A 19,529-nucleotide genomic window follows, 5' to 3' on the forward strand; every position below is an offset into this window, starting at 1 on the left:
CCTTACACTAAGGTCATTTGACCGGCATAGAGAATGAAAGTACGCAGCATAAGTACGCCAACCAAGCTCAACGTCGTGACCACAAAAACGTAACTGCCTTTGTGGCGCACTTCAGAAGGCGCCAACCAATTGAGAGTCAAAGGCGTTATCATGCCGATGAACACTACCCCACCCCAGAACCATTGAGCCCAGAATCCACTCGAAATAGCATTCCAAGCCGCGACTTCGTTCTGACCACCGCTGAAGATCAGTCCAGTAAAGAAAGTCACTAAGACAAACAGCTCAAACAATACTACTGGGCGTTCAAATCCGTGTACCCAAGACACACTTGGGCTGCTGGTCGACTCTTTAAACACCAAGATGCCGAACATCAAGCATGCCGCTGCACCCGAGGACAAACTAGAGAACAGGAACAAGATTGGCAGTACTGGATTGTTTAGCATTGGGTAAGTCTTCAATGCAGACAATAGAAAGCCAGTGTACGCTGCAAGCATGATGGCTAAGAAGCCCAAGAACAATTCAATGGCGTTGTTGGCTTTCCCCGCCTTAATCAAAATGCCATCGGCAAAATCCAGCAGTTTGCTTGGTAACTTCCCTTCACAGAAGCTGATGATTTGATGGCGGAAGATAACGCCAATCCAAACAAACAGCACCAGCATGTACACTTGGAACAAGATCACGCCCATCGACATCACAGACGTTGGGTTGTAGTAGATCATGATCTTCCAAAACTCTAAAGGCTTGGTTAAATGGAAAATCAAAATTACCAACCCAGCAATGATGCCAAATGGCGCAAGCCAAGCCATCGCTTTCATGATGCCGTTGTTTGCGGGATCACCTTCAATCACTTTGCGTTTTAAATAGATAGAAATCATCACCGCACCTGCAGACATCCCAGCAAGGAATAAGTAAATCGCGATGATCCAATCCCAGACTAACGAGTCAAAGTGGAATGCACTTTCGAAGCCGTTCATGATGACACCTCCCCTTTGCTATGCGGAATTTTGTACAGTTTAGGTTGCGTACCTAAATGCGATTTATCGCGATAGACAACATGGCTTTCGATAGCTTTGCTCACCTCGCTAGTTGGGTCATTCAAATCACCAAAGATGAGTGCTTTTGTTGGGCAAGATTCCACGCAAGCTGGCTGCTTACCTTGCGCTAGGTTGGTATCACGGCAGAAGTTACATTTATCCGCAGAGTGATCGACTGGATTAAAGAAGCGCACTTGGTAAGGGCAAGCGGCAAGGCAATAACCACATCCGACACATTTCTCTTTGTGCACATCCACGATGCCGGTCGCTTCATCTTTGTATGCAGCGCCTGTTGGACAAACGTACACACATGGTGGGTTATCACAGTGCTGACAGGATTCGCGAGTAAACTGGTATTCCACATCTGGAAATTCGCCAATCGGTTCACTGCGATGAATTTTAAGTCGCGTTACGCCTTCAGGGACTTTATTTACTTCGCGACAAGCATCGGTACAAGCGGTACAGCCAATACAGGCATTTTCATCATGAACCATACCCATGCGTTTCGCTTGTTCACTGTTGCTGGCATAGAGAGAGGAGCTAACAACGGAAGTGCCTGCAACGCCTGTAGTTAAAATCAACGCGCCGCTGCCGGCTAAAAAGTTTCTTCTCGAACATTTCATGCTATCTCTCCTCTTCTTTGGCAAGTTCAGGTTCGACGGCAAATTCAGAGTGACAATCCACACACTGCTTGATCAGTTGTTTTCTGTCGTACGACAACGCTTTGGTTTTCGCTGCGTGTACATCGTGGCAATTTGAACAAGTGAGGTTTTTGGCGTGCACATCGTGCGTCCAGTGGCTTTCTCTCAGCTGTGTCGGTGCGTGGCAATCCACACATTGGCTGTTGGCTTTAAGAATCATGCTTGGATCAAGGAACACTTTGTCGTGTACCTCTTTCGATTGCGCGGCAGAAAACTTAATCACATCAGGCGCGCCCTCACGATGGTCGGGACCAATGTTGCTATGGCAATTGGTGCAATTAAGTTGCTTCCCTTGGCTGAGTAGAGCTTGCGGGTCATGCGAAAGGTTCAGAGTCTCTTTTGCATCCTTATGACATTGCAGACACTTGTAGTCACGGTCACGGATCAACTCGACTTGATGACGCTCAGCTTGAGCACCTTCAATCGGCTCTGAAGAAGTCGCATGGGCGGCGATGGAGAAACCATAGATGGCAAAGACGAAGAGAAGTTTCAGCATTGTCTCTATGGTCAATTTTATATTGCCCATATTGTTCTTTCCTTAGCTCGATAATAATTGATAACTATTCTCAATTATTTATTTGAGCGACAATTAATTTCCTCTGAAGATATTTTTTAGATCTTCAAATGACATCAATTCTTATTTCGGAAAGCCACAACGCTAAACCTATATTTATAATACCTCTATTATTCATAAGGGGTAGAAACGACTGCTCAAAAAGCGAACTAAATCACCCTATTTTTAAAAAGGTTAAAAACCCAAAGCATTGCAGAACAATGACTTAACAACTACCACTTTAGGGGTATATAAATTCAAACATGACTGAGATCACTGGTGTAAATTGATCTAAAACAAGACAAGATTCACTCACTATTTCATCTATCCAATTAAGCAATATTATTAATCGTAGATCTCCAGTTCTTATTTGGAATAGCTCCTCACAACGCTGCTAATAAAAACGAATATGGAGATAACACTGTGAGCATAAAACACTGGATGAGCGCACCTATTGCGGTTGCGACCTTATTCGCCAGCCAATTATTTTTGGTTGACGCTCCGTTAGCGGCAGAAGAGAAGGATTTTATCGATCCTCGTAACGATGTCTTTGAACAGAACCACCCTGATCAATACCATTCTTGGAAAGCAACATCCGAAAGCGAACACATTGAAGATGCCCTAAGTGAAGACCCAAACATGGTGATCTTATGGGCTGGCTACGGCTTCGCAAAAGACTACAACAAAGCGCGCGGTCACTTTTACGCACTTGATGATGTTCGCCAAACCTTACGTACCGGTGCACCGACTGATGAAAAATCCGGCCCTATGCCGATGGCGTGCTGGAGCTGTAAAAGCCCAGACGTTGCGCGCGTGATTGATGAACGTGGTGAAGACGGTTATTTCGAAGGTAAATGGGCACGCTTAGGCTCAGAAATCGTCAACCCTATCGGTTGTTCCGATTGCCACAATACAGGCTCTGAAGCCTTCAAGAAAGGCGAACCTGCGCTAGCACTGACTCGCCCATACGTCGAGCGTGCTTTTGATACTATTGGTAAAAACTTTGATGAACAGTCTCGCCTAGATAAGCAAGCATCGGTCTGCGCTCAATGTCACGTTGAATACTACTTCACCGGCCCAACTAAAGCGGTTAAATTCCCATGGGATATGGGCACCACCGTTAACGACATGGAGAAATACTACGACGCGTTGAATTTCAAAGATTGGACGCATGCCGTATCTAAAGCGCCGATGCTAAAAGCGCAACATCCAGGTTTCGAAACTTGGAGAGCGGGTATTCATGGTAAAAACAAAGTGGTGTGTGTGGACTGCCACATGCCCAAAGTGACCAAAGAAGACGGTACAGTCTACACAGACCACAAAGTGGGTAACCCATTTGATCGTTTTGAAGACACCTGTGCGCAATGCCATACCCAAACTAAAGAGCAGCTACAAGGCATCGTCTCGACTCGCAAAGCGCAAGTACTGAACATGAAGCTAACCGCCGAGAAGCAAATCGTAGCGGCACACTTTGAAGCAGGCGCAGCGTGGAAAGCAGGTGCAACAGAAGCAGAGATGGAACCTATCCTACAAGATATTCGCCATGCACAATGGCGTTGGGACTACGCGATTGCTTCTCACGGTGTCCACATGCATGCTCCTGAGGTAGCACTAGAAGTACTTGGTACTGCAGTTGACCGCGCTGCTGACGCCCGTACCAAGTTGGTTCGCTTACTGGCAACCAAAGGCATTACTGACCCTGTTCAAATTCCAGATATCTCGACCAAAGCGAAAGCACAGCAAGCACTGGGCATGGATATGGATAAGATGAACGCAGACAAGAAACACTTCCTAGAAACGGTGGCACCAGAATGGGATAAAGCAGCAGCTGAACGCGAAGCCACATATTAGTCTAACTTGCAGAGGTTAGTTTATAGATACAACAAGGGGCGTACTGAACGCCCCTTTTCTTTCTTTATTATCTTTATTATCTTTATTTCTTCATCCTGATTCTATCGAGAGACAAAAATCGAATGTACTAGCGACGAGGAAGCCTAGGTCTAGGTTGAATATTTGGACGCGCTTTAGGTATCTGCACATTTGGGCGAGCAACTGGACGCTGGATCTTCGTTTCCGGCAGTGCTTTTCTTTGTTGAACCTTTTCTTTCACCGCCTTGCCTTGTAAAGTCGCTGGTTCAATACGCTCCGGACGATTCTCCCATTTGGTTTGAATCTCTTGCTTTTGCTCGTCAGGCAATGATTGCCAATGATCGTCGAGTTGGCGTTTCATGTTATCGATATTGGCGGACATATCATCGTCTTTCCAATCCTCGACTTTGTCTTTGATGGATTGCTGTTCGTCTTCATCTAAACCATTCCACCACTCTTCCAGTTTCTCTTTGTATTCGTCGTCGTTGTCGCAACACCCCGGATAGTAATAAATCCAGTAGTCGTCATGATCGTACCACCACGGATCGTAATAACCCGATGAATAATAAACCATAGAGGAAGAGCCAGAACGATCGGAAGAGCTACAACCCGCCAGCACAGAGCCGCACAGCAAAACCAATATGCTTAGTGCTTTATTTTTCATTCGTTGCCCACCTTTCCCTCTATTGCTTGTTAAATTGTACGCTTACAATAGCTCTTTTGCTTTGTTAATAGAGTTAATGATTTGCACCCTATCTAAATTTGGATCATTAGAATCTAATAATAGTACCCAGGCATCAATCGCTTCCTGAAATCGGAATGACAGAAAATGATCATTTGCGATCAAAGACAAAGCGGCTTCATTGTGCGGTTCTATCTGCAAAGCTTGCTCCAAAAGCAAGCTAACTTCTTGCGTCATTGATTGCTGGTGAATGTAGTATAAAGTGGTCGCCTTCGCAGCAAGTTGCGTGGCACTGACAGGCTCAGTCAGTTGGATCGCGTAATCAAAACAAATCAACGCACCGTCAAATTCACCCTCTAGCAGGTAGCCCTGCCCGAGTTGGAACCACAATTCAGCGTTGTTCGGATCTTCACGCAACTGGTCTTGGATCTCTTTCATGATGTCACGAGCAGTCATCATTCGTGACATTTCCGCTTGTATTGGTTTAGGCGGTGTTTGATGCAGCAATAAGAAACTGGCACTCGTCACGACAAGTACTAACAGGCAAAAGCCAAACCATTGAGCAGGTTTAACTTTTGATGCACTCAATGATAAGAGTACGATAAACAACCCCATCAGAGTGATGGCAGCGAAAAACCAAACAGACATAACACGTCCTGTAAACAAAGATAACGTCAGTGTACGCATTTCTTACTTTAAATGCGTTGATACAGATACAAAAAAGCCGAGCAACTAAGGCTCGGCTTTTCATATCAGGATAACGATGTAAGATTACTCTTCGTTACCTTCCTCTGCATCATCAGCAGCTGGAGCTTCTGAAGCGTCTTGCTGCGTATTTTCGTCTGTTGACTCTAACGCTTCTGCATCTTCATCAGTAGGCAGCTCTTCATCATCAACTTCTTCAATACGTTGCAAACCAACAACTGATTCATCTTCCGCAGTACGGATAAGCGTTACACCTTGTGTGTTACGACCAACCTGGCTAACTTCACCCACACGAGTACGTACTAACGTGCCAGCGTCGGTGATCATCATCATTTCATCACCTTCAACAACCTGGATAGCACCAACTACCGGGCCATTTCGCTCAGAAACTTTGATAGAAACTACACCTTGAGTGCCACGACCTTTTGTCGGGTACTCGCTAAGTGCTGTACGTTTACCATAACCGTTTTCTGTAACCGTTAGGATGTCGCCTTCGTGCGAAGGAACAATAAGTGATACAACTTGATCATTTTCAGCCAGTTTCATACCACGAACACCAGAGGCGGTACGACCCATAGGACGAACACCTTTAAACTTGATCTCTGGCTGACCATTCTCATCAAGAACTGGTTTACCATTTTCATCAAGTACTGGAATCTCTTCTGCTTCTTTAAAGCGAACCACTTTACCCGCTTTAGAGAACAGCATGATTTCGTTTTCGCCGTTAGTGATATCCACACCGATTAACGAATCGTCTTCACGTAGGTTCACAGCGATTAGGCCATTTGAACGTACGTTTGCAAACTGGTTCAACGGCGTTTTCTTAACCGTACCGTCACCTGTTGCCATGAAGATGAATTTGTCTTCAGAGAATTCATCTACACGTAGAATCGCGGTAATGCGCTCACCTTCTTCGAGGGGAAGGATGTTCACAATTGGCTTACCACGCGCAGTACGGCTCGCTAGAGGCAATTGGTAAACTTTCAGGCGGTATGTCTTACCACGAGTAGAGAAACACAAGATGTTATCGTGGGTATTCGCCACTAGAAGACGCTCGATATGGTCTTCATCTTTCATCTTAGTCGCACTCTTACCTTTACCACCACGGCGCTGTGACTCGTAGTCGCTCAGTACTTGGTACTTAACGTAACCACCGTGAGATAGAGTAACCACAACGTCTTCACGTGCGATCAGCTCTTCCATGTCAATATCATGGCTCGCAGCTGTGATTTCTGTACGACGAGCGTCACCAAAGCCGTCACGAACTGCTTCAAGTTCTTCACGGATCACTTCCATCAAACGCTCAGTGCTCGCAAGGATATGCATGAGTTCAGCGATTTCTTCTAGAAGTGTTTTGTATTCGCCAAGAATCTTCTCGTGTTCTAGACCTGTTAGTTTATGTAAACGTAGATCTAGGATAGCTTGTGCTTGTTGCTCAGTCAGGAAGTACTGACCATCACGAATACCGTATTCAGGCTCTAGCCATTCAGGGCGCGCAGCATCTGTACCAGCACGCTCTAGCATTGCTGAAACGTTGCCTAAATCCCAACCACGAGCGATAAGACCCGCTTTTGCTTCAGCCGGTGTAGGTGCCTTACGGATAAGCTCAATGATTTCATCAATGTTAGCAAGCGCTAGAGCTAAACCTTCAAGGATATGAGCACGTTCACGAGCTTTACGCAGTTCGAAGATAGTACGACGTGTCACAACTTCACGACGGTGATCAACGAAGCACTTCAACATATCTTTTAGGTTGAATAGCTGTGGCTGGCCATTGTTTAGAGCCACCATATTGATACCGAAAGTGGTTTGCAGCTGAGTCTGAGCGTAAAGATTGTTTAGAACTACTTCGCCCACAGCATCGCGCTTACACTCAATAACAATGCGCATACCGTCTTTATCTGACTCGTCGCGCAGTGCACTGATACCTTCTACTTTCTTATCTTTAACTAGCTCAGCGATCTTTTCGATCAAGCGAGCTTTGTTCACCTGGTAAGGAATTTCAGTGACGATAATGGTCTCTTTACCATTCTTCTCCACTTCGATGTCCGCTTTCGAACGCATGTAGATTTTGCCACGACCTGTTTTGTACGCGTCTACAATGCCTTTACGACCGCTGATAAGCGCCGCCGTTGGGAAATCAGGACCAGGAATGTAATCCATTAGTTCATCAATAGTGATTTCTTCATTATTGATGTATGCAAGACAGCCATCAATCACTTCGCCAAGGTTATGAGGCGGGATGTTGGTTGCCATACCTACTGCGATACCAGAAGCACCGTTAACCAATAGGTTTGGAATTTTAGTTGGAAGAACCGCTGGGATCTGCTCAGTACCGTCGTAGTTTGGTACGTAGTCTACGGTTTCTTTGTCTAGGTCAGCCAATAGTTCATGGGCAATTTTTGCCATTCGAACTTCGGTGTAACGCATTGCCGCAGCAGAGTCGCCATCGATCGAGCCAAAGTTACCTTGACCATCGACCAGCATGTAACGAAGCGAGAACGGCTGAGCCATACGTACGATTGTGTCGTACACAGCACTATCACCATGTGGGTGGTATTTACCGATTACGTCGCCGACAACACGGGCTGATTTTTTATATGGTTTGTTCCAATCGTTGCCTAGTACGTTCATCGCGAATAAAACGCGGCGGTGTACTGGTTTTAGGCCATCACGCACATCTGGAAGAGCACGACCCACGATGACTGACATCGCATAGTCTAGGTATGAACCTCTAAGCTCATCTTCAATGTTTACGGGCGTGATCTCTTTAGCTAAATCGCTCATAGAGCCATTATCCCTCTATTATCTGATCGTAATTACGATACGTGTAAGGTGCAAAAATATAACACACAATTCATCACTTCGGCATCACTTTCCCTCTCCTTTTATCAGGTTGTGAGCTTGGTTATGAATCAAATGTCGAGAATTTGCACACTCATCCCATATCTTTCTGATTAGTGGTTATATTTCGGTCAATATTGAGCAAAATCGGACCCTTTACGCGGAAAAGCGAGGTAAATTCCTTTAACCACACAACGCGAAAATGCAGGTTTTAGAGTTATTGTCACTGGCACCAGTTCAAGGATGAAGCAAAAACAATAGTTAGCGCTTTACAAATTACAGGCACCTGTCTCGATTGCCGCGCCAGTGAACTCTGTCATTGTCCCTTAACTAAGAACATCGAGGTTGTTTGGGTGTAAAACGTTGGAGTATACTGGCGCCCTCTAAAGGACTCAGATTGAATGCAATAAAACCAATTATGACTAAAGCACAAAACGTCGACCCAAGTGAAATTAAGAAATTCGAGGACATGGCTTCTCGATGGTGGGATTTAGAAGGCGAGTTTAAGCCGCTTCATCAAATTAACCCACTTCGTTTGAACTATGTACTTGAAAAAGCAAATGGCTTGTTTGGCAAGCGAATACTTGATGTCGGCTGTGGTGGTGGCATTCTTGCTGAAAGCATGGCAAAAGAAGGCGCTATTGTGACGGGGCTTGATATGGGTAAAGAACCATTAGAAGTCGCGCGACTACATGCATTAGAAACAGGCACTCAACTGACCTACATTCAGAGCACAATAGAAGACCACGCTATAGAAAACGCAGGAACTTACGATGTCGTGACTTGTATGGAGATGCTTGAACACGTTCCAGATCCTCTCTCCGTTATCCGCTCTTGTGCTGCGCTAGTCAAACCCGGTGGTCACGTGTTTTTCTCAACTTTGAACCGAAACATTAAGTCGTACTTATTTGCTATTGTCGGTGCTGAGAAGCTTCTTAAGATTGTTCCTGAAGGCACTCATGAGCACGATAAGTTTATCAAGCCAGCCGAAATGATGAAGATGATAGACCAAACTGACCTGACGGAAATGGGCATTACTGGGCTTCATTACAACCCTCTAAATGACAGCTACAAACTCGGTCGTAATGTAGATGTAAACTACATCGTTCATACTAAAAAATACTGAACGCTATTAAGTTAAAAAATGAGTTTTGTGATTGACATTTTTTAAAGAAAATGAATCGGAAGCGGTAGCACAAAGTTGCCGCTTTTTTTGTCTTTTTATGGCTAAAATTCGTGCTCTAGATTCCATTTTGACCAAGCCATTTTTCGTAGATAAAAACGGCCAAAGATCAAGGAAAATATTTTTGCATGCGGTTATTTCTAAACCGATCTCGAAACCGTACTTTTAACCATTCAAGTCTGCCCTTTTCTCATCGGTTAGTGTTCACTTACTGATTTTTTTCATTTTGTCAGTTATCCACAAGTCATCCCCGAACTGTACCTTGATAAATCAGTGTAATAGCACTATCTTGTAACCCGCAAACAAATGAACCCCTATATGTTGTGTTTAAGCGACAATATATAGATAGACTTTGATCACAAAGCCGCCGCAAGCTTTACTCATATTGCACATAAACAAACAAAAATACGGCTTTTATCAGTTTTCTTAGGGAAATAAAGCAGAATGAACCAACAACTTACCGTCACCAAGCGTGATGGCCGTAAAGAAAGTATCGATCTGGATAAAATCCACCGCGTTATCACTTGGGCTGCAGAAGGTCTAGATAATGTTTCGGTTTCTCAAGTAGAACTTCGCGCTCACATCCAGTTTTATGACGGCATCACAACGACAGATATTCACGAGACAATCATCAAGTCTGCGGCAGACCTGATCTCTGAAGAGACTCCGGATTACCAATACCTAGCTGCTCGCCTAGCGGTATTCCATCTGCGTAAAAAAGCGTATGGCCAATACGAGCCACCAACGCTTTATGATCACGTGTCTCGCCTCGTCGATATGGGTAAGTACGATCAACATATTCTAGAAGACTACACAAAAGCAGAACTCGACGAACTTGATGCGTACCTCGACCATAAACGCGACCTAAACTTCTCATACGCGGCAGTTAAGCAGCTAGAGGGTAAGTACTTCGTACAGAACCGTGTTACGGGCCAAATTTACGAAAGTGCTCAGTTCTTATACATCCTTGTAGCAGCGTGCTTATTTGCGAAATATCCAAAAGCGACACGTCTTGATTACATCAAACGTTTCTACGATGCGACATCGACATTTAAGATTTCTCTACCTACGCCAATTATGTCTGGCGTGCGTACCCCTACTCGCCAGTTCAGCTCATGTGTTCTGATCGAGTGTGGAGACAGTCTTGATTCTATTAACGCAACAGCAAGCTCAATTGTTCGTTATGTATCTCAGCGCGCTGGTATTGGTATCAACGCAGGTCGTATCCGTGCATTAGGCTCAGAGATTCGCGGTGGTGAAGCATTCCACACTGGTTGTATTCCGTTCTACAAGTACTTCCAAACAGCAGTAAAATGTTGTTCACAAGGTGGTGTACGTGGTGGCGCAGCTACTGTGTTCTACCCAATGTGGCACGGTGAAGCACGCTCACTAATGGTACTTAAGAACAACCGTGGTGTTGAAGAAAACCGTGTTCGTCACATGGACTACGGTGTTCAGTTAAACAAACTGATGTACCAACGTTTAGTTGAAGGCGGCAATATTACGCTATTCTCACCATCTGATGTACCTGGTCTGTACGACGCATTCTTCGAAAACCAAGAAGAGTTTGAGCGTCTATACGTGAAGTACGAGAACGATCCTTCAATCAAGAAAGAAACGGTTAAAGCGATTGAAATGTTCACTCTGCTAATGCAAGAGCGTGCATCAACGGGTCGTATCTACATCCAGAACGTGGACCACTGTAATACTCACAGCCCATTTGATTCTGAAGTCGCTCCAGTTCGTCAGTCGAACCTATGTTTAGAAATCGCACTGCCAACGAAACCATTAACTAACGTTGAAGATGACTCAGGCGAGATCGCACTGTGTACGCTTTCTGCATTCAACTTAGGTGCTATCAAGTCTCTAGATGATTTCGAAGAGCTATCCGATCTTGTTGTTCGTGCGTTAGATGCACTGCTTGATTACCAAGATTACCCTCTACCAGCGGCATACAAATCGACTATGAACCGTCGTACGCTAGGTGTTGGTGTGATTAACTTTGCTTACTACTTAGCGAAGAATGGCGTGAAATACTCTGACGGTAGCGCGAACGGCCTAACTCACCGTACGTTCGAAGCAATGCAGTACTACCTATTGAAAGCATCTGTAGCACTGGCGAAAGAACAAGGTAAGTGTCCTTCATTCGACGAGACGAACTACGCGAAAGGCTTACTGCCGATTGATACGTATAAGAAAGATATCGACCTAATTTGTGACGAAGCGCTGCATTACGACTGGGACAGCCTACGTAAAGAAATTATGGAGCACGGCCTACGTAACTCAACACTGACTGCGCTAATGCCTTCTGAGACTTCTTCTCAGATTTCAAACGCAACTAACGGTATTGAGCCACCACGTGGTTACGTTTCAGTAAAAGCTTCGAAAGACGGTATCCTGAAGCAAGTTGTACCAGAGTTCACAGAACTTAAAGACAGCTATGAACTGCTTTGGAATATCGGTTCGAACGACGGTTATCTACACCTTGTGGGTATTATGCAGAAGTTTGTTGACCAAGCTATCTCTGCTAATACTAACTACGACCCGTCACGTTACGAGACTGGCAAGGTTCCAATGAAGAAACTACTTCAAGACCTGCTAACAGCGTATAAGTTTGGTGTGAAAACGCTTTACTACCACAACACTCGTGATGGCGCGAAAGATGAACAGAAAGACGCTGTTCAACCACAAGATGACGATTGTGCTGGCGGCGGTTGTAAGATTTAATCTTCCCGTACCTAGCGAACCCGTAAAGACAGACTATCGATAACCTCCCCCTTACGGGGAGGTTTAAAAGGAATTGAGGCATTATGGCTTACAGTACTTTTAACCAAAAAAAGAATGACCAATTGAAGGAACCAATGTTCCTAGGTCAATCAGTAAACGTTGCACGTTACGACCAACAAAAGTTTGAGATTTTCGAAAAACTTATCGAGAAACAACTTTCTTTCTTCTGGCGTCCAGAAGAAGTAGACGTATCTAGCGACCGTATCGATTACAACAAACTGCCAGATCACGAGAAGCACATCTTCATCTCTAACTTGAAGTACCAAACGCTTCTTGACTCTATTCAAGGTCGTAGCCCTAACGTGGCACTGCTGCCGCTTGTGTCTCTGCCAGAACTAGAGACTTGGATTGAGACTTGGTCTTTCTCTGAAACGATTCACTCTCGTTCTTACACACACATTATTCGTAACATCGTGAACGACCCTGCTGTAGTGTTTGATGATATCGTTGAGAACGAGCACATTCTGAAGCGTGCAAAAGACATCGCGCACTACTACGACGATTTGATTCAAGCGACGAATGATTACCATCGCTACGGTGAAGGTGAGCATGTCCTTAACGGTGAAACGGTTAAGGTTAGTCTGTACGATCTTAAGAAGAAGCTGTACATCTGTCTGATGTCTGTTAACGCATTAGAAGCTATTCGTTTTTACGTAAGTTTCGCATGTTCTTTCGCTTTCGCAGAACGCGAACTAATGGAAGGTAACGCGAAAATCATCAAGCTGATCGCTCGTGACGAAGCACTTCACTTAAACGGCACGCAGCACATGATCAACCTGCTACGTAACGGTCAAGATGACTTCACTTTCATGCAAATCGCAGAAGAGGCAAAACAGGACTGTTTTGACCTATTCAAAGAAGCGGCTGAGCAAGAAAAAGAGTGGGCAGAGTATCTATTCAAAGATGGCTCTATGATCGGTCTAAACAAAGACATCCTAAGCCAATACGTTGAATACATCACAAATATTCGTATGCAAGCGGTAGGTCTACCAGCAGCGTATCCAGAAGCAACAACCAACCCAATTCCATGGATTAACGCTTGGTTGTCTTCAGATAACGTTCAAGTTGCGCCTCAAGAAGCAGAAATCTCTTCTTACCTTGTGGGTCAAATTGACAATGAAGTTCGCGCAGATGACTTCGAAGGATTCGAGCTGTAATGGCAACACTCAAAATCAACAAACTGATCAGCATTGAATCCAACCCTTCCAATACGATTTTGGAAACAATGGAGCAAGCTGGCCTATTACCAGAATACAACTGCCGTGATGGGCACTGCGGCGCCTGTCGCTGCAAATTGGAGTCTGGTGAAGTGGAGTATGTTGGTTTTGCCATGGCTTACACACAAAGTGATGAAATATTACCTTGTATCTGTAAAGCAAAATCAGATTTGTCACTTAGCGGCGTTAACTACGCGATGAAAGAAAAGCAGCGCGCATAACGTTGACTCGACGGTATAAAATGCAAAAGCCAAGGTAATCACCTTGGCTTTTTTGTCTCTGTGTATTGTCTCTCAGACTACTGTATAGAGCTTTGGTTATAAAGCACTGCTCGGGAGGTGCATCTCTTTAACTTTCTCTAAAAATGCATAATGCGCAAACATCGGTTTACGTTCTAGGTAGCGACGCAACAAGTCTAGTGCTGCCGTGCTGATCACTTTAACTTGATCACTGCGCTGATACTTTTTCGAGAGTTTATATAACGCTCCCCACTCGCCTGACGGTGTCGATAAAGCGACGGAAAAAACGCCCTCTTCAATATGGCCAGTGACGAGTGATAAATCCGTCCCACACTTCTCTCGCGTAGCACCAGCCAGAGCAAACGTTTCTGCTAATGGATCTCCGCTGTTGGCCATCGCTTGAGTCAGGCTCGGTAGTATCCAACCATGCCCTAGTTGTTTTTCAGCGTTTTCATCACCGTTTAGCCAGTACGTTAAGTATCCTCCGCTACTTTTTTCGGAGGTCGACACTGTTAGTCCTTTATCGACCAACAACTGGCCGACATTTTCAACCATAGGTAAATCAATACTAACGGTATTACTCTCAAGGTGTTTATTAATTATCTGTACTAGTTTCAAACGCTGTTCAATCTGATCTGAAGGACCAAAAAGTTTCACTTCAATAAAAGGCAAGTAAGAGCGATACCCTAGCTCATAGTCTTGAGGAAGTTTTAGCTGATCTAGCTTATCTGAAATACCGGATTCAGATAGACCAAACGTGTAGATTCGACTACAACATGAACCTTGAACATCGGGAAACACTCTTCTCAGATCGGGAAGAATTTGCGTCTCTGCCATGAGCTTAAATTCACTTGGTACACCCGGTGTGAAATAAAAAATGGCATCATTAATCAGCATTTTGAAACCGCAAGCAGTGCCTATCGGGTTGTCCAATATCTCTGCCGTTTCTGGCAGCATTGCTTGCTTTAAATTACTGTCCGGCATAGGGATGCCACGTCGAGCATACAAACTTTCTAGATGCTGCAACCACTCTTTGAATAGCACCAGTTTACAATCGGCGGCTCTCGCGGCGGCGGCAGCACTCATGTCATCCGTTGTAGGGCCTAAACCACCATTAACAATAACCACATCGTTGTTAAAGCTGAGCATTAAAAACTCTTCAACCAAACTCGATAGGCTATCACCAACCGTAGAGCGCTTTGTTAAGCCAAATCCATGTTGATAAAACAGGCTAGACAACCATGCCGCATTAGTATCAACAATATCACCGTGGAGGACTTCCTCACCAGTACTAAGCATTGCTATTTTCACAACTGACTCCTGAACGTAAGCACAATCCTATTTTCGTTATAGCGCTTATTTTTCTTTTTATTTGGACAAATCTCGCCGAGGTTTGTTGGGACTAAATAAGGGTCAAGTGTTTAAATGATTGATGTTTTGAGGGATAATTACGAGCCCGAACATACACCATTAACTCGGAGACCTTTGTGTCAAAATCATCCATGTTCAAGACGACTCTAACAGGCCTTTGCTTGGCTTCGTCAGCGCTTGCGCACGCAAGTCGCTATGACCTAAACCGTCATACAGAGTTTTCTTACACACCTGATTGCTTGTCAGGTTACTGCGAAACGACGACTCTGTACACCTTCGAGGCTCAAAATCGCGGTGTTATGTATGAACAGAATAATGATGATTCGCTAAACCTTGACGCAGGGCTTCAGCCTAAACATCTCATCATCCCTCAAGATAAAGACTGGGATTATCTGATGGGTCAAACCTACACCATTCTAGGTCTCAGTATCGCGACCGTAGGCATGATGACTTTTCTTCCAGAAAGTATCACCAAATGGGACGAAGAAGACCGAGACATGAGTAAGTTGGGGCAAAAGTGGAAAGATAATGTCTCTGACGGCCCCGTTTGGGATCGCGATGAACATGTCCTCAACTACATCATGCACCCATATTTTGGCGGCGTTTACTACACGGCAGCACGTCACGCTGGCTATAATGAATTTCAGTCGTTTTTGTACTCCGCAACTATGTCGACGTTCTTTTGGGAGTATGGCGTGGAGGCGTTCGCAGAAGTACCATCTTGGCAGGATATTTTTATCACACCATTCTTTGGTGCTGTTGTTGGTGAAATGATGTTAACGGCTGAGCAAGACATTATTGCAAACGGCGGCGAAGTTATGGGTTCTGAAACCGCAGGTGATGTTTCGCTCTTCTTCTTAAACCCTGTTGGACATATTCATTATTGGGTAACTGATGCATGGGGCGGTAGTGCAGAACTACAATTCAATTCATCACCTTGGTTTGGAAACCAAGATGTTGCAAAATTCGCCATGGACGCAGGCGCAAACTACGACAGTCAATTTTATGGTGTCGAGTTAAAAGTAACCTTCTAATCCTAAGTTGATACTCGGTAAAAAGCAGCCTTACGATGGCTGCTTTTTTGTGCTCTGAACATTGTTTTAATTATTTGCATCACGAATTAGTGTTAAAAATTGACTTTCATCAAACATTACCCGCCCTTAGCACCTACACTAAATAAAAGGATTTATTCCAATAACTTAAGTAGCACGTTTATTCGTACTGCGTCCAAACCTTGATTCCAGGAGGGGACATTATGAACACCGTATTTATTGTTAATTTTGTCGGACAAGCGTCACCCGCCACGATTAAAGAGCTCGCTGCAATCACACACGAAAACGGCGGGAAATGGCTGATCAGCAAAGTAAACTTTATCGAAGACCAAGTTGCAGGTGTCATCAAAGTAGAGCTTCCAAGAGAAAATGCCGACATCGTTAAACAAGCGTTCTCTTCTTGTCAGACTCTTGTTGTTAGGTTCGTCGACTCTGAGCCTCACTCATATCGTGAAGACACTATCTTCCAACTTCGTTTAGATGCCAACGATAGAGCGGGTATTGTGAATGAAATTACTCACGTTCTCGATAATCAAGGTATCTCAATTTTAGATATGGATTGTCAGCGTGTATTCATTGCAGGAGGCGGAGGGGTAAGCTCTAGCTTATTCAGCGCTAAAATGGCGATAAAACTACCTAGCGAGCTAGAAATTGAAGACATAGCCAATGAGTTAGAATCTCTGAGTGAAGACACTCGTGTAATTGTAGAAAGCTAACTGCATACCTTTAACGCTTCCCCAATAAAAAGAGCAGCAATTCAGCTGCTCTTTGTCGTTCTAATACTCAATACGTTTTATATCACTGACCACTGAGACAGTGAACGTTTGAAATCAGAGTAGTCAAATTCATTCAGTTTTTGAATGTCACCATTCGAGCGTTCACAGTAGACCGACGGCATACGTAGACCGTTAAACCAGTTCAGTTTCACCATGGTGTAACCGGCACTATCTAGAATATGCAGACGCTGTCCTATCTCTAGAGGCTGTTCGAAGTTCGCCACGCAGAACTGGTCTCCAGCCAAACAAGAGCACGAGCCGATCACATACTCGTGTTCACCATTTTCAGATGCTTCAAGAATTGACGCTGGCTCATTGTAGATCAACGTATCTAAGCGGTGAGCTTCTGTGGCTGAATCGACAATCGCCGTCTTCTTTACGTTCTCAACGATATCAACCACAGTGACCACTAGGTCAGTCGTCTTGGTAATGATCGCTTCGCCCGGTTCTAGGTACATTTGCACGCCGTGTTTTTCAGCAAACGCTTTCAGCGCTAGGCCAAGCTTTTCGATGTCATAACCCGGCCATGTGAAGAACACGCCGCCACCCATGCTTACCCAGTCCAGCTTATCTAGGTACTCGCCAAACTGAGCTGAAATAGCATCGAGTAAACCGATAAACGCATCCACGTCTTTGTTCTCACAGTTCATGTGGAACATTACGCCATCAATACCATCAAAAATTTCCGGTTTGATGTGATCAGCCTGAACACCAAGACGAGAGAATTGACGCGCTGGGTTTGCTAAGTCTTGCCCTGAATAGCTCACACCTGGGTTCAGGCGCAAGCCAATCGATGCTTTACCTTCGACAATATGACGATAAGCCGCTAGCTGTGACTGAGAGTTAAAGATCATCTTGTCAGAGATGTCCGCCACATCGCGAACGTCATCTTCGCTGTAACCCACGCTGTATGCGTGTGTCTCACCACCAAACGTTTCGTAGCCAAGCTTCACTTCAAACGGGCCAGAACTTGTTGTTCCGTCTAGGTAAGGCTTGATGATGTCGAATACACCCCATGTTGAGAAGCACTTCAGTGCTAATACAAGCTTCACACCAGAGATGTCTTTTAGCTGTTTTGCTTTCTCTAGGTTCTCAATCAGCTTGTCTTCATTGATCATGAAGTATGGCGTTTTTAGTTCGTTTTGTTGCATTTTGATACCTTACGTCCCTTCGCCTTAGCAAAGGCACTATAAAATCGAACAAAGCCGACGCAAGTGCATCGGCTTAAACGTACAAATAAGAGTCGCTAAATTCTTACTTCAATTTATGGATAACAGGTTGTCCTGGCTCCAGTTCTTGAACATGCCAATCTAGACCAATAGATGGCATGGTTTCTAGGAATGGGTCTGGATCTAGTTGTTCCATGTTGAACACGCCTTTGTCTGCCCACTTGCCACGGAAGAACTGCAAAGCCGCAGTGATCGCTGGTACGCCAGTGGTGTATGAGATAGCTTGGTGTTCAACATCTTCGTATGCGACTTCGTGATCAGCGTTGTTGTAAATAAATACACTGCGCTCTTTACCATCTTTCTTACCTTGAACCCAAGTACCGATACACGTTAGGCCAGTGTAGCCTGGTGCGAGTGATGTTGGATCTGGTAGTAGTGCTTTTAGCACGTGCAAAGGTTGAACAACCGTACCGTCGTGAAGCGTTAGTGGATCTGGGCTGAGTAGACCGATGTCGCGCATCACATTGAAGTAGTTTAGGTAACGGTCACCAAAGCCCATCCAGAATTCGATGCGTTTCGCCGGGATGAACTCTTGCATAGATCGAACTTCGTCGTGCGCCATTGAGTACACTTTGTGTGAACCACAATTCGGGAATTCAAACTCAAGCATACGTGAGTGACAAGGTACTTGTTTCCACTCGCCGTTTTCCCAGTAGAACGAATCGCCTTGAATCTCAAGCATGTTCGTTTCTGGATCAAAGTTAGTTGCGAACTTCTTACCGTGGTCGCCTGCGTTTACATCCATTACGTCGATAGTATCGATTTCATCGAACAGATGCTTCACTGCGTATGCGGCAAACACCGATACTACGCCCGGATCGAAACCAGCACCAAGAATACCTGTAATGCCCGCTTCTTCAAACTTCTCACGGTAACCCCACTGCCAATCGTAAGCTTGAGGTACTTGTTGGCCTTCAGAGCACAAATCAACCGCAACAGATGTATCAAGGTATGACACTTTAGCTTGGTAACATGCTTCCATAATAGACATGTTCACCCAAGGAGGACCTGCGTTGATCACTAAGTCAGGTTGTACTTCTTTAATTAAAGCAACTAAAGAATCTACGTCGTCCGCGTTTACCGCTCGCGCTTCTAATTTCTTAGTTGAATCTTTCAGATTGTTTTTCTTCTGAATCGATTCGATGATTTTCTCACACTTACCTACGGTACGTGATGCGATTGTGATATCACCCAGAACGTCGTTGTTTTGTGCTGCTTTATGTGCAACTACCCAGCCAACGCCGCCTGCACCAATCTGTAGAATTGCCATAGTTTTCCGTTACCTTT

The 19,529-nt window shown here is 44.7% G+C and carries 16 protein-coding genes; 7 read left to right on the plus strand and 9 right to left on the minus strand.

The features are described 5' to 3' along the window. Positions 1-2: 2 nt before the first annotated feature. The 3 genes from nrfD to nrfB are packed head-to-tail and all read right to left on the minus strand — an operon-like array spanning position 3 to position 2,261. The gene (gene nrfD / locus KI742_RS14060; RefSeq protein ID WP_167415317.1) at positions 3-974 is read right to left on the minus strand and encodes a cytochrome c nitrite reductase subunit NrfD; all 972 of its coding nucleotides are present in this window, start codon (positions 972-974) and stop codon (positions 3-5) included. Next, positions 971-1,657: a cytochrome c nitrite reductase Fe-S protein gene (nrfC, locus tag KI742_RS14065; RefSeq protein WP_017636123.1), complete on the minus strand. Its 687-nt coding sequence runs from the start codon at positions 1,655-1,657 to the stop codon at positions 971-973. The genes nrfD and nrfC overlap by 4 nt, the downstream gene beginning before the upstream one ends. 1 nt (position 1,658) lies before the next feature. Next, entirely contained in the window at positions 1,659-2,261 is a 603-nt protein-coding gene (gene nrfB, locus KI742_RS14070; RefSeq protein ID WP_009706898.1) for a cytochrome c nitrite reductase pentaheme subunit, read from the minus strand. A gap of 450 nt (positions 2,262-2,711) precedes the next feature. Here nrfB and nrfA point away from each other — a divergent pair, with 450 nt between their 5' ends. After that, the gene (gene nrfA, locus KI742_RS14075) at positions 2,712-4,139 is read left to right on the plus strand and encodes an ammonia-forming nitrite reductase cytochrome c552 subunit (protein WP_025998734.1); all 1,428 of its coding nucleotides are present in this window, start codon (positions 2,712-2,714) and stop codon (positions 4,137-4,139) included. 127 nt (positions 4,140-4,266) lie between these two features. On the opposite strand, the gene KI742_RS14080 is transcribed toward nrfA, so the two are convergent. From KI742_RS14080 to gyrA, 3 genes are all read right to left on the minus strand, one after another. Continuing rightward, positions 4,267-4,821 carry a hypothetical protein gene (locus KI742_RS14080; protein ID WP_167415318.1) on the minus strand — a complete coding sequence of 185 codons (555 nt, stop codon included), beginning with the start codon at positions 4,819-4,821 and terminating at the stop codon, positions 4,267-4,269. Positions 4,822-4,863: 42 nt separating this feature from the next. Next, positions 4,864-5,487 carry a tetratricopeptide repeat protein gene (locus tag KI742_RS14085; RefSeq protein ID WP_054701274.1) on the minus strand — a complete coding sequence of 208 codons (624 nt, stop codon included), beginning with the start codon at positions 5,485-5,487 and terminating at the stop codon, positions 4,864-4,866. 123 nt (positions 5,488-5,610) lie between these two features. Continuing rightward, positions 5,611-8,331, minus strand: a complete 2,721-nt coding sequence (gyrA, locus tag KI742_RS14090) for a DNA topoisomerase (ATP-hydrolyzing) subunit A (RefSeq protein ID WP_054574746.1) — start codon at positions 8,329-8,331, stop codon at positions 5,611-5,613. A gap of 475 nt (positions 8,332-8,806) precedes the next feature. On the opposite strand from gyrA, the gene ubiG reads away from it, so the two are divergent. From ubiG to yfaE, 4 genes are all read left to right on the plus strand, one after another. Then, on the plus strand, positions 8,807-9,514 hold the full coding sequence (gene ubiG, locus KI742_RS14095) for a bifunctional 2-polyprenyl-6-hydroxyphenol methylase/3-demethylubiquinol 3-O-methyltransferase UbiG (RefSeq protein ID WP_154204455.1): 708 nt from the start codon (positions 8,807-8,809) through the stop codon (positions 9,512-9,514). A 501-nt stretch (positions 9,515-10,015) separates the two neighbouring features. Then, entirely contained in the window at positions 10,016-12,298 is a 2,283-nt protein-coding gene (nrdA, locus tag KI742_RS14100) for a class 1a ribonucleoside-diphosphate reductase subunit alpha (RefSeq protein ID WP_005376819.1), read from the plus strand. Positions 12,299-12,381: 83 nt separating this feature from the next. Further along, positions 12,382-13,515, plus strand: coding sequence for a class Ia ribonucleoside-diphosphate reductase subunit beta (gene nrdB / locus KI742_RS14105; RefSeq protein WP_005376818.1), 1,134 nt, complete (start codon positions 12,382-12,384; stop codon positions 13,513-13,515). Continuing rightward, positions 13,515-13,796: a class I ribonucleotide reductase maintenance protein YfaE gene (gene yfaE / locus KI742_RS14110; RefSeq protein ID WP_005376817.1), complete on the plus strand. Its 282-nt coding sequence runs from the start codon at positions 13,515-13,517 to the stop codon at positions 13,794-13,796. Before nrdB ends, yfaE begins: the two co-directional genes overlap by 1 nt. A 96-nt stretch (positions 13,797-13,892) precedes the next feature. Here the strand turns inward: yfaE and KI742_RS14115 are convergent, their stop codons facing one another. Beyond that, positions 13,893-15,125: a CinA family nicotinamide mononucleotide deamidase-related protein gene (locus KI742_RS14115; RefSeq protein WP_017820471.1), complete on the minus strand. Its 1,233-nt coding sequence runs from the start codon at positions 15,123-15,125 to the stop codon at positions 13,893-13,895. 191 nt (positions 15,126-15,316) lie between these two features. Here KI742_RS14115 and KI742_RS14120 point away from each other — a divergent pair, with 191 nt between their 5' ends. Then, positions 15,317-16,219: a DUF3943 domain-containing protein gene (locus tag KI742_RS14120; protein WP_213866519.1), complete on the plus strand. Its 903-nt coding sequence runs from the start codon at positions 15,317-15,319 to the stop codon at positions 16,217-16,219. Between the two features lie 221 nt (positions 16,220-16,440). Next, complete coding sequence (locus KI742_RS14125; protein ID WP_005376814.1) at positions 16,441-16,953, plus strand: glycine cleavage system protein R; 513 nt, start codon at positions 16,441-16,443, stop codon at positions 16,951-16,953. A gap of 77 nt (positions 16,954-17,030) precedes the next feature. On the opposite strand, the gene nspC is transcribed toward KI742_RS14125, so the two are convergent. Together nspC and KI742_RS14135 are read right to left on the minus strand one after the other, a co-directional pair. Next, positions 17,031-18,164 carry a carboxynorspermidine decarboxylase gene (nspC, locus tag KI742_RS14130; protein ID WP_285385630.1) on the minus strand — a complete coding sequence of 378 codons (1,134 nt, stop codon included), beginning with the start codon at positions 18,162-18,164 and terminating at the stop codon, positions 17,031-17,033. Between the two features lie 103 nt (positions 18,165-18,267). Then, a complete protein-coding gene (locus KI742_RS14135; RefSeq protein WP_012841628.1) occupies positions 18,268-19,512 on the minus strand; it encodes a carboxynorspermidine synthase in 1,245 nt (414 codons plus the stop codon). Positions 19,513-19,529: the final 17 nt, after the last annotated feature.

The organism is Vibrio sp. D417a, assembly GCF_030248595.1.
Taxonomy (GTDB): Bacteria; Pseudomonadota; Gammaproteobacteria; order Enterobacterales; family Vibrionaceae; genus Vibrio; species Vibrio alginolyticus.

What these genes read in the sequence shown, in the direction of transcription:
- nrfD (WP_167415317.1), bottom strand. Translation starts at nt 974, where the DNA reads ATGAACGGCTTCGAAAGTGCATTCCACTTTGACTCGTTAGTCTGGGAT.
- nrfC (WP_017636123.1), bottom strand. Translation starts at nt 1,657, where the DNA reads ATGAAATGTTCGAGAAGAAACTTTTTAGCCGGCAGCGGCGCGTTGATT.
- nrfB (WP_009706898.1), bottom strand. Translation starts at nt 2,261, where the DNA reads ATGGGCAATATAAAATTGACCATAGAGACAATGCTGAAACTTCTCTTC.
- KI742_RS14080 (WP_167415318.1), bottom strand. Translation starts at nt 4,821, where the DNA reads ATGAAAAATAAAGCACTAAGCATATTGGTTTTGCTGTGCGGCTCTGTG.
- KI742_RS14085 (WP_054701274.1), bottom strand. Translation starts at nt 5,487, where the DNA reads ATGTCTGTTTGGTTTTTCGCTGCCATCACTCTGATGGGGTTGTTTATC.
- gyrA (WP_054574746.1), bottom strand. Translation starts at nt 8,331, where the DNA reads ATGAGCGATTTAGCTAAAGAGATCACGCCCGTAAACATTGAAGATGAG.
- ubiG (WP_154204455.1), top strand. Translation starts at nt 8,807, where the DNA reads ATGACTAAAGCACAAAACGTCGACCCAAGTGAAATTAAGAAATTCGAG.
- nrdA (WP_005376819.1), top strand. Translation starts at nt 10,016, where the DNA reads ATGAACCAACAACTTACCGTCACCAAGCGTGATGGCCGTAAAGAAAGT.
- nrdB (WP_005376818.1), top strand. Translation starts at nt 12,382, where the DNA reads ATGGCTTACAGTACTTTTAACCAAAAAAAGAATGACCAATTGAAGGAA.
- yfaE (WP_005376817.1), top strand. Translation starts at nt 13,515, where the DNA reads ATGGCAACACTCAAAATCAACAAACTGATCAGCATTGAATCCAACCCT.
- KI742_RS14120 (WP_213866519.1), top strand. Translation starts at nt 15,317, where the DNA reads ATGTTCAAGACGACTCTAACAGGCCTTTGCTTGGCTTCGTCAGCGCTT.
- KI742_RS14125 (WP_005376814.1), top strand. Translation starts at nt 16,441, where the DNA reads ATGAACACCGTATTTATTGTTAATTTTGTCGGACAAGCGTCACCCGCC.
- nspC (WP_285385630.1), bottom strand. Translation starts at nt 18,164, where the DNA reads ATGCAACAAAACGAACTAAAAACGCCATACTTCATGATCAATGAAGAC.
- KI742_RS14135 (WP_012841628.1), bottom strand. Translation starts at nt 19,512, where the DNA reads ATGGCAATTCTACAGATTGGTGCAGGCGGCGTTGGCTGGGTAGTTGCA.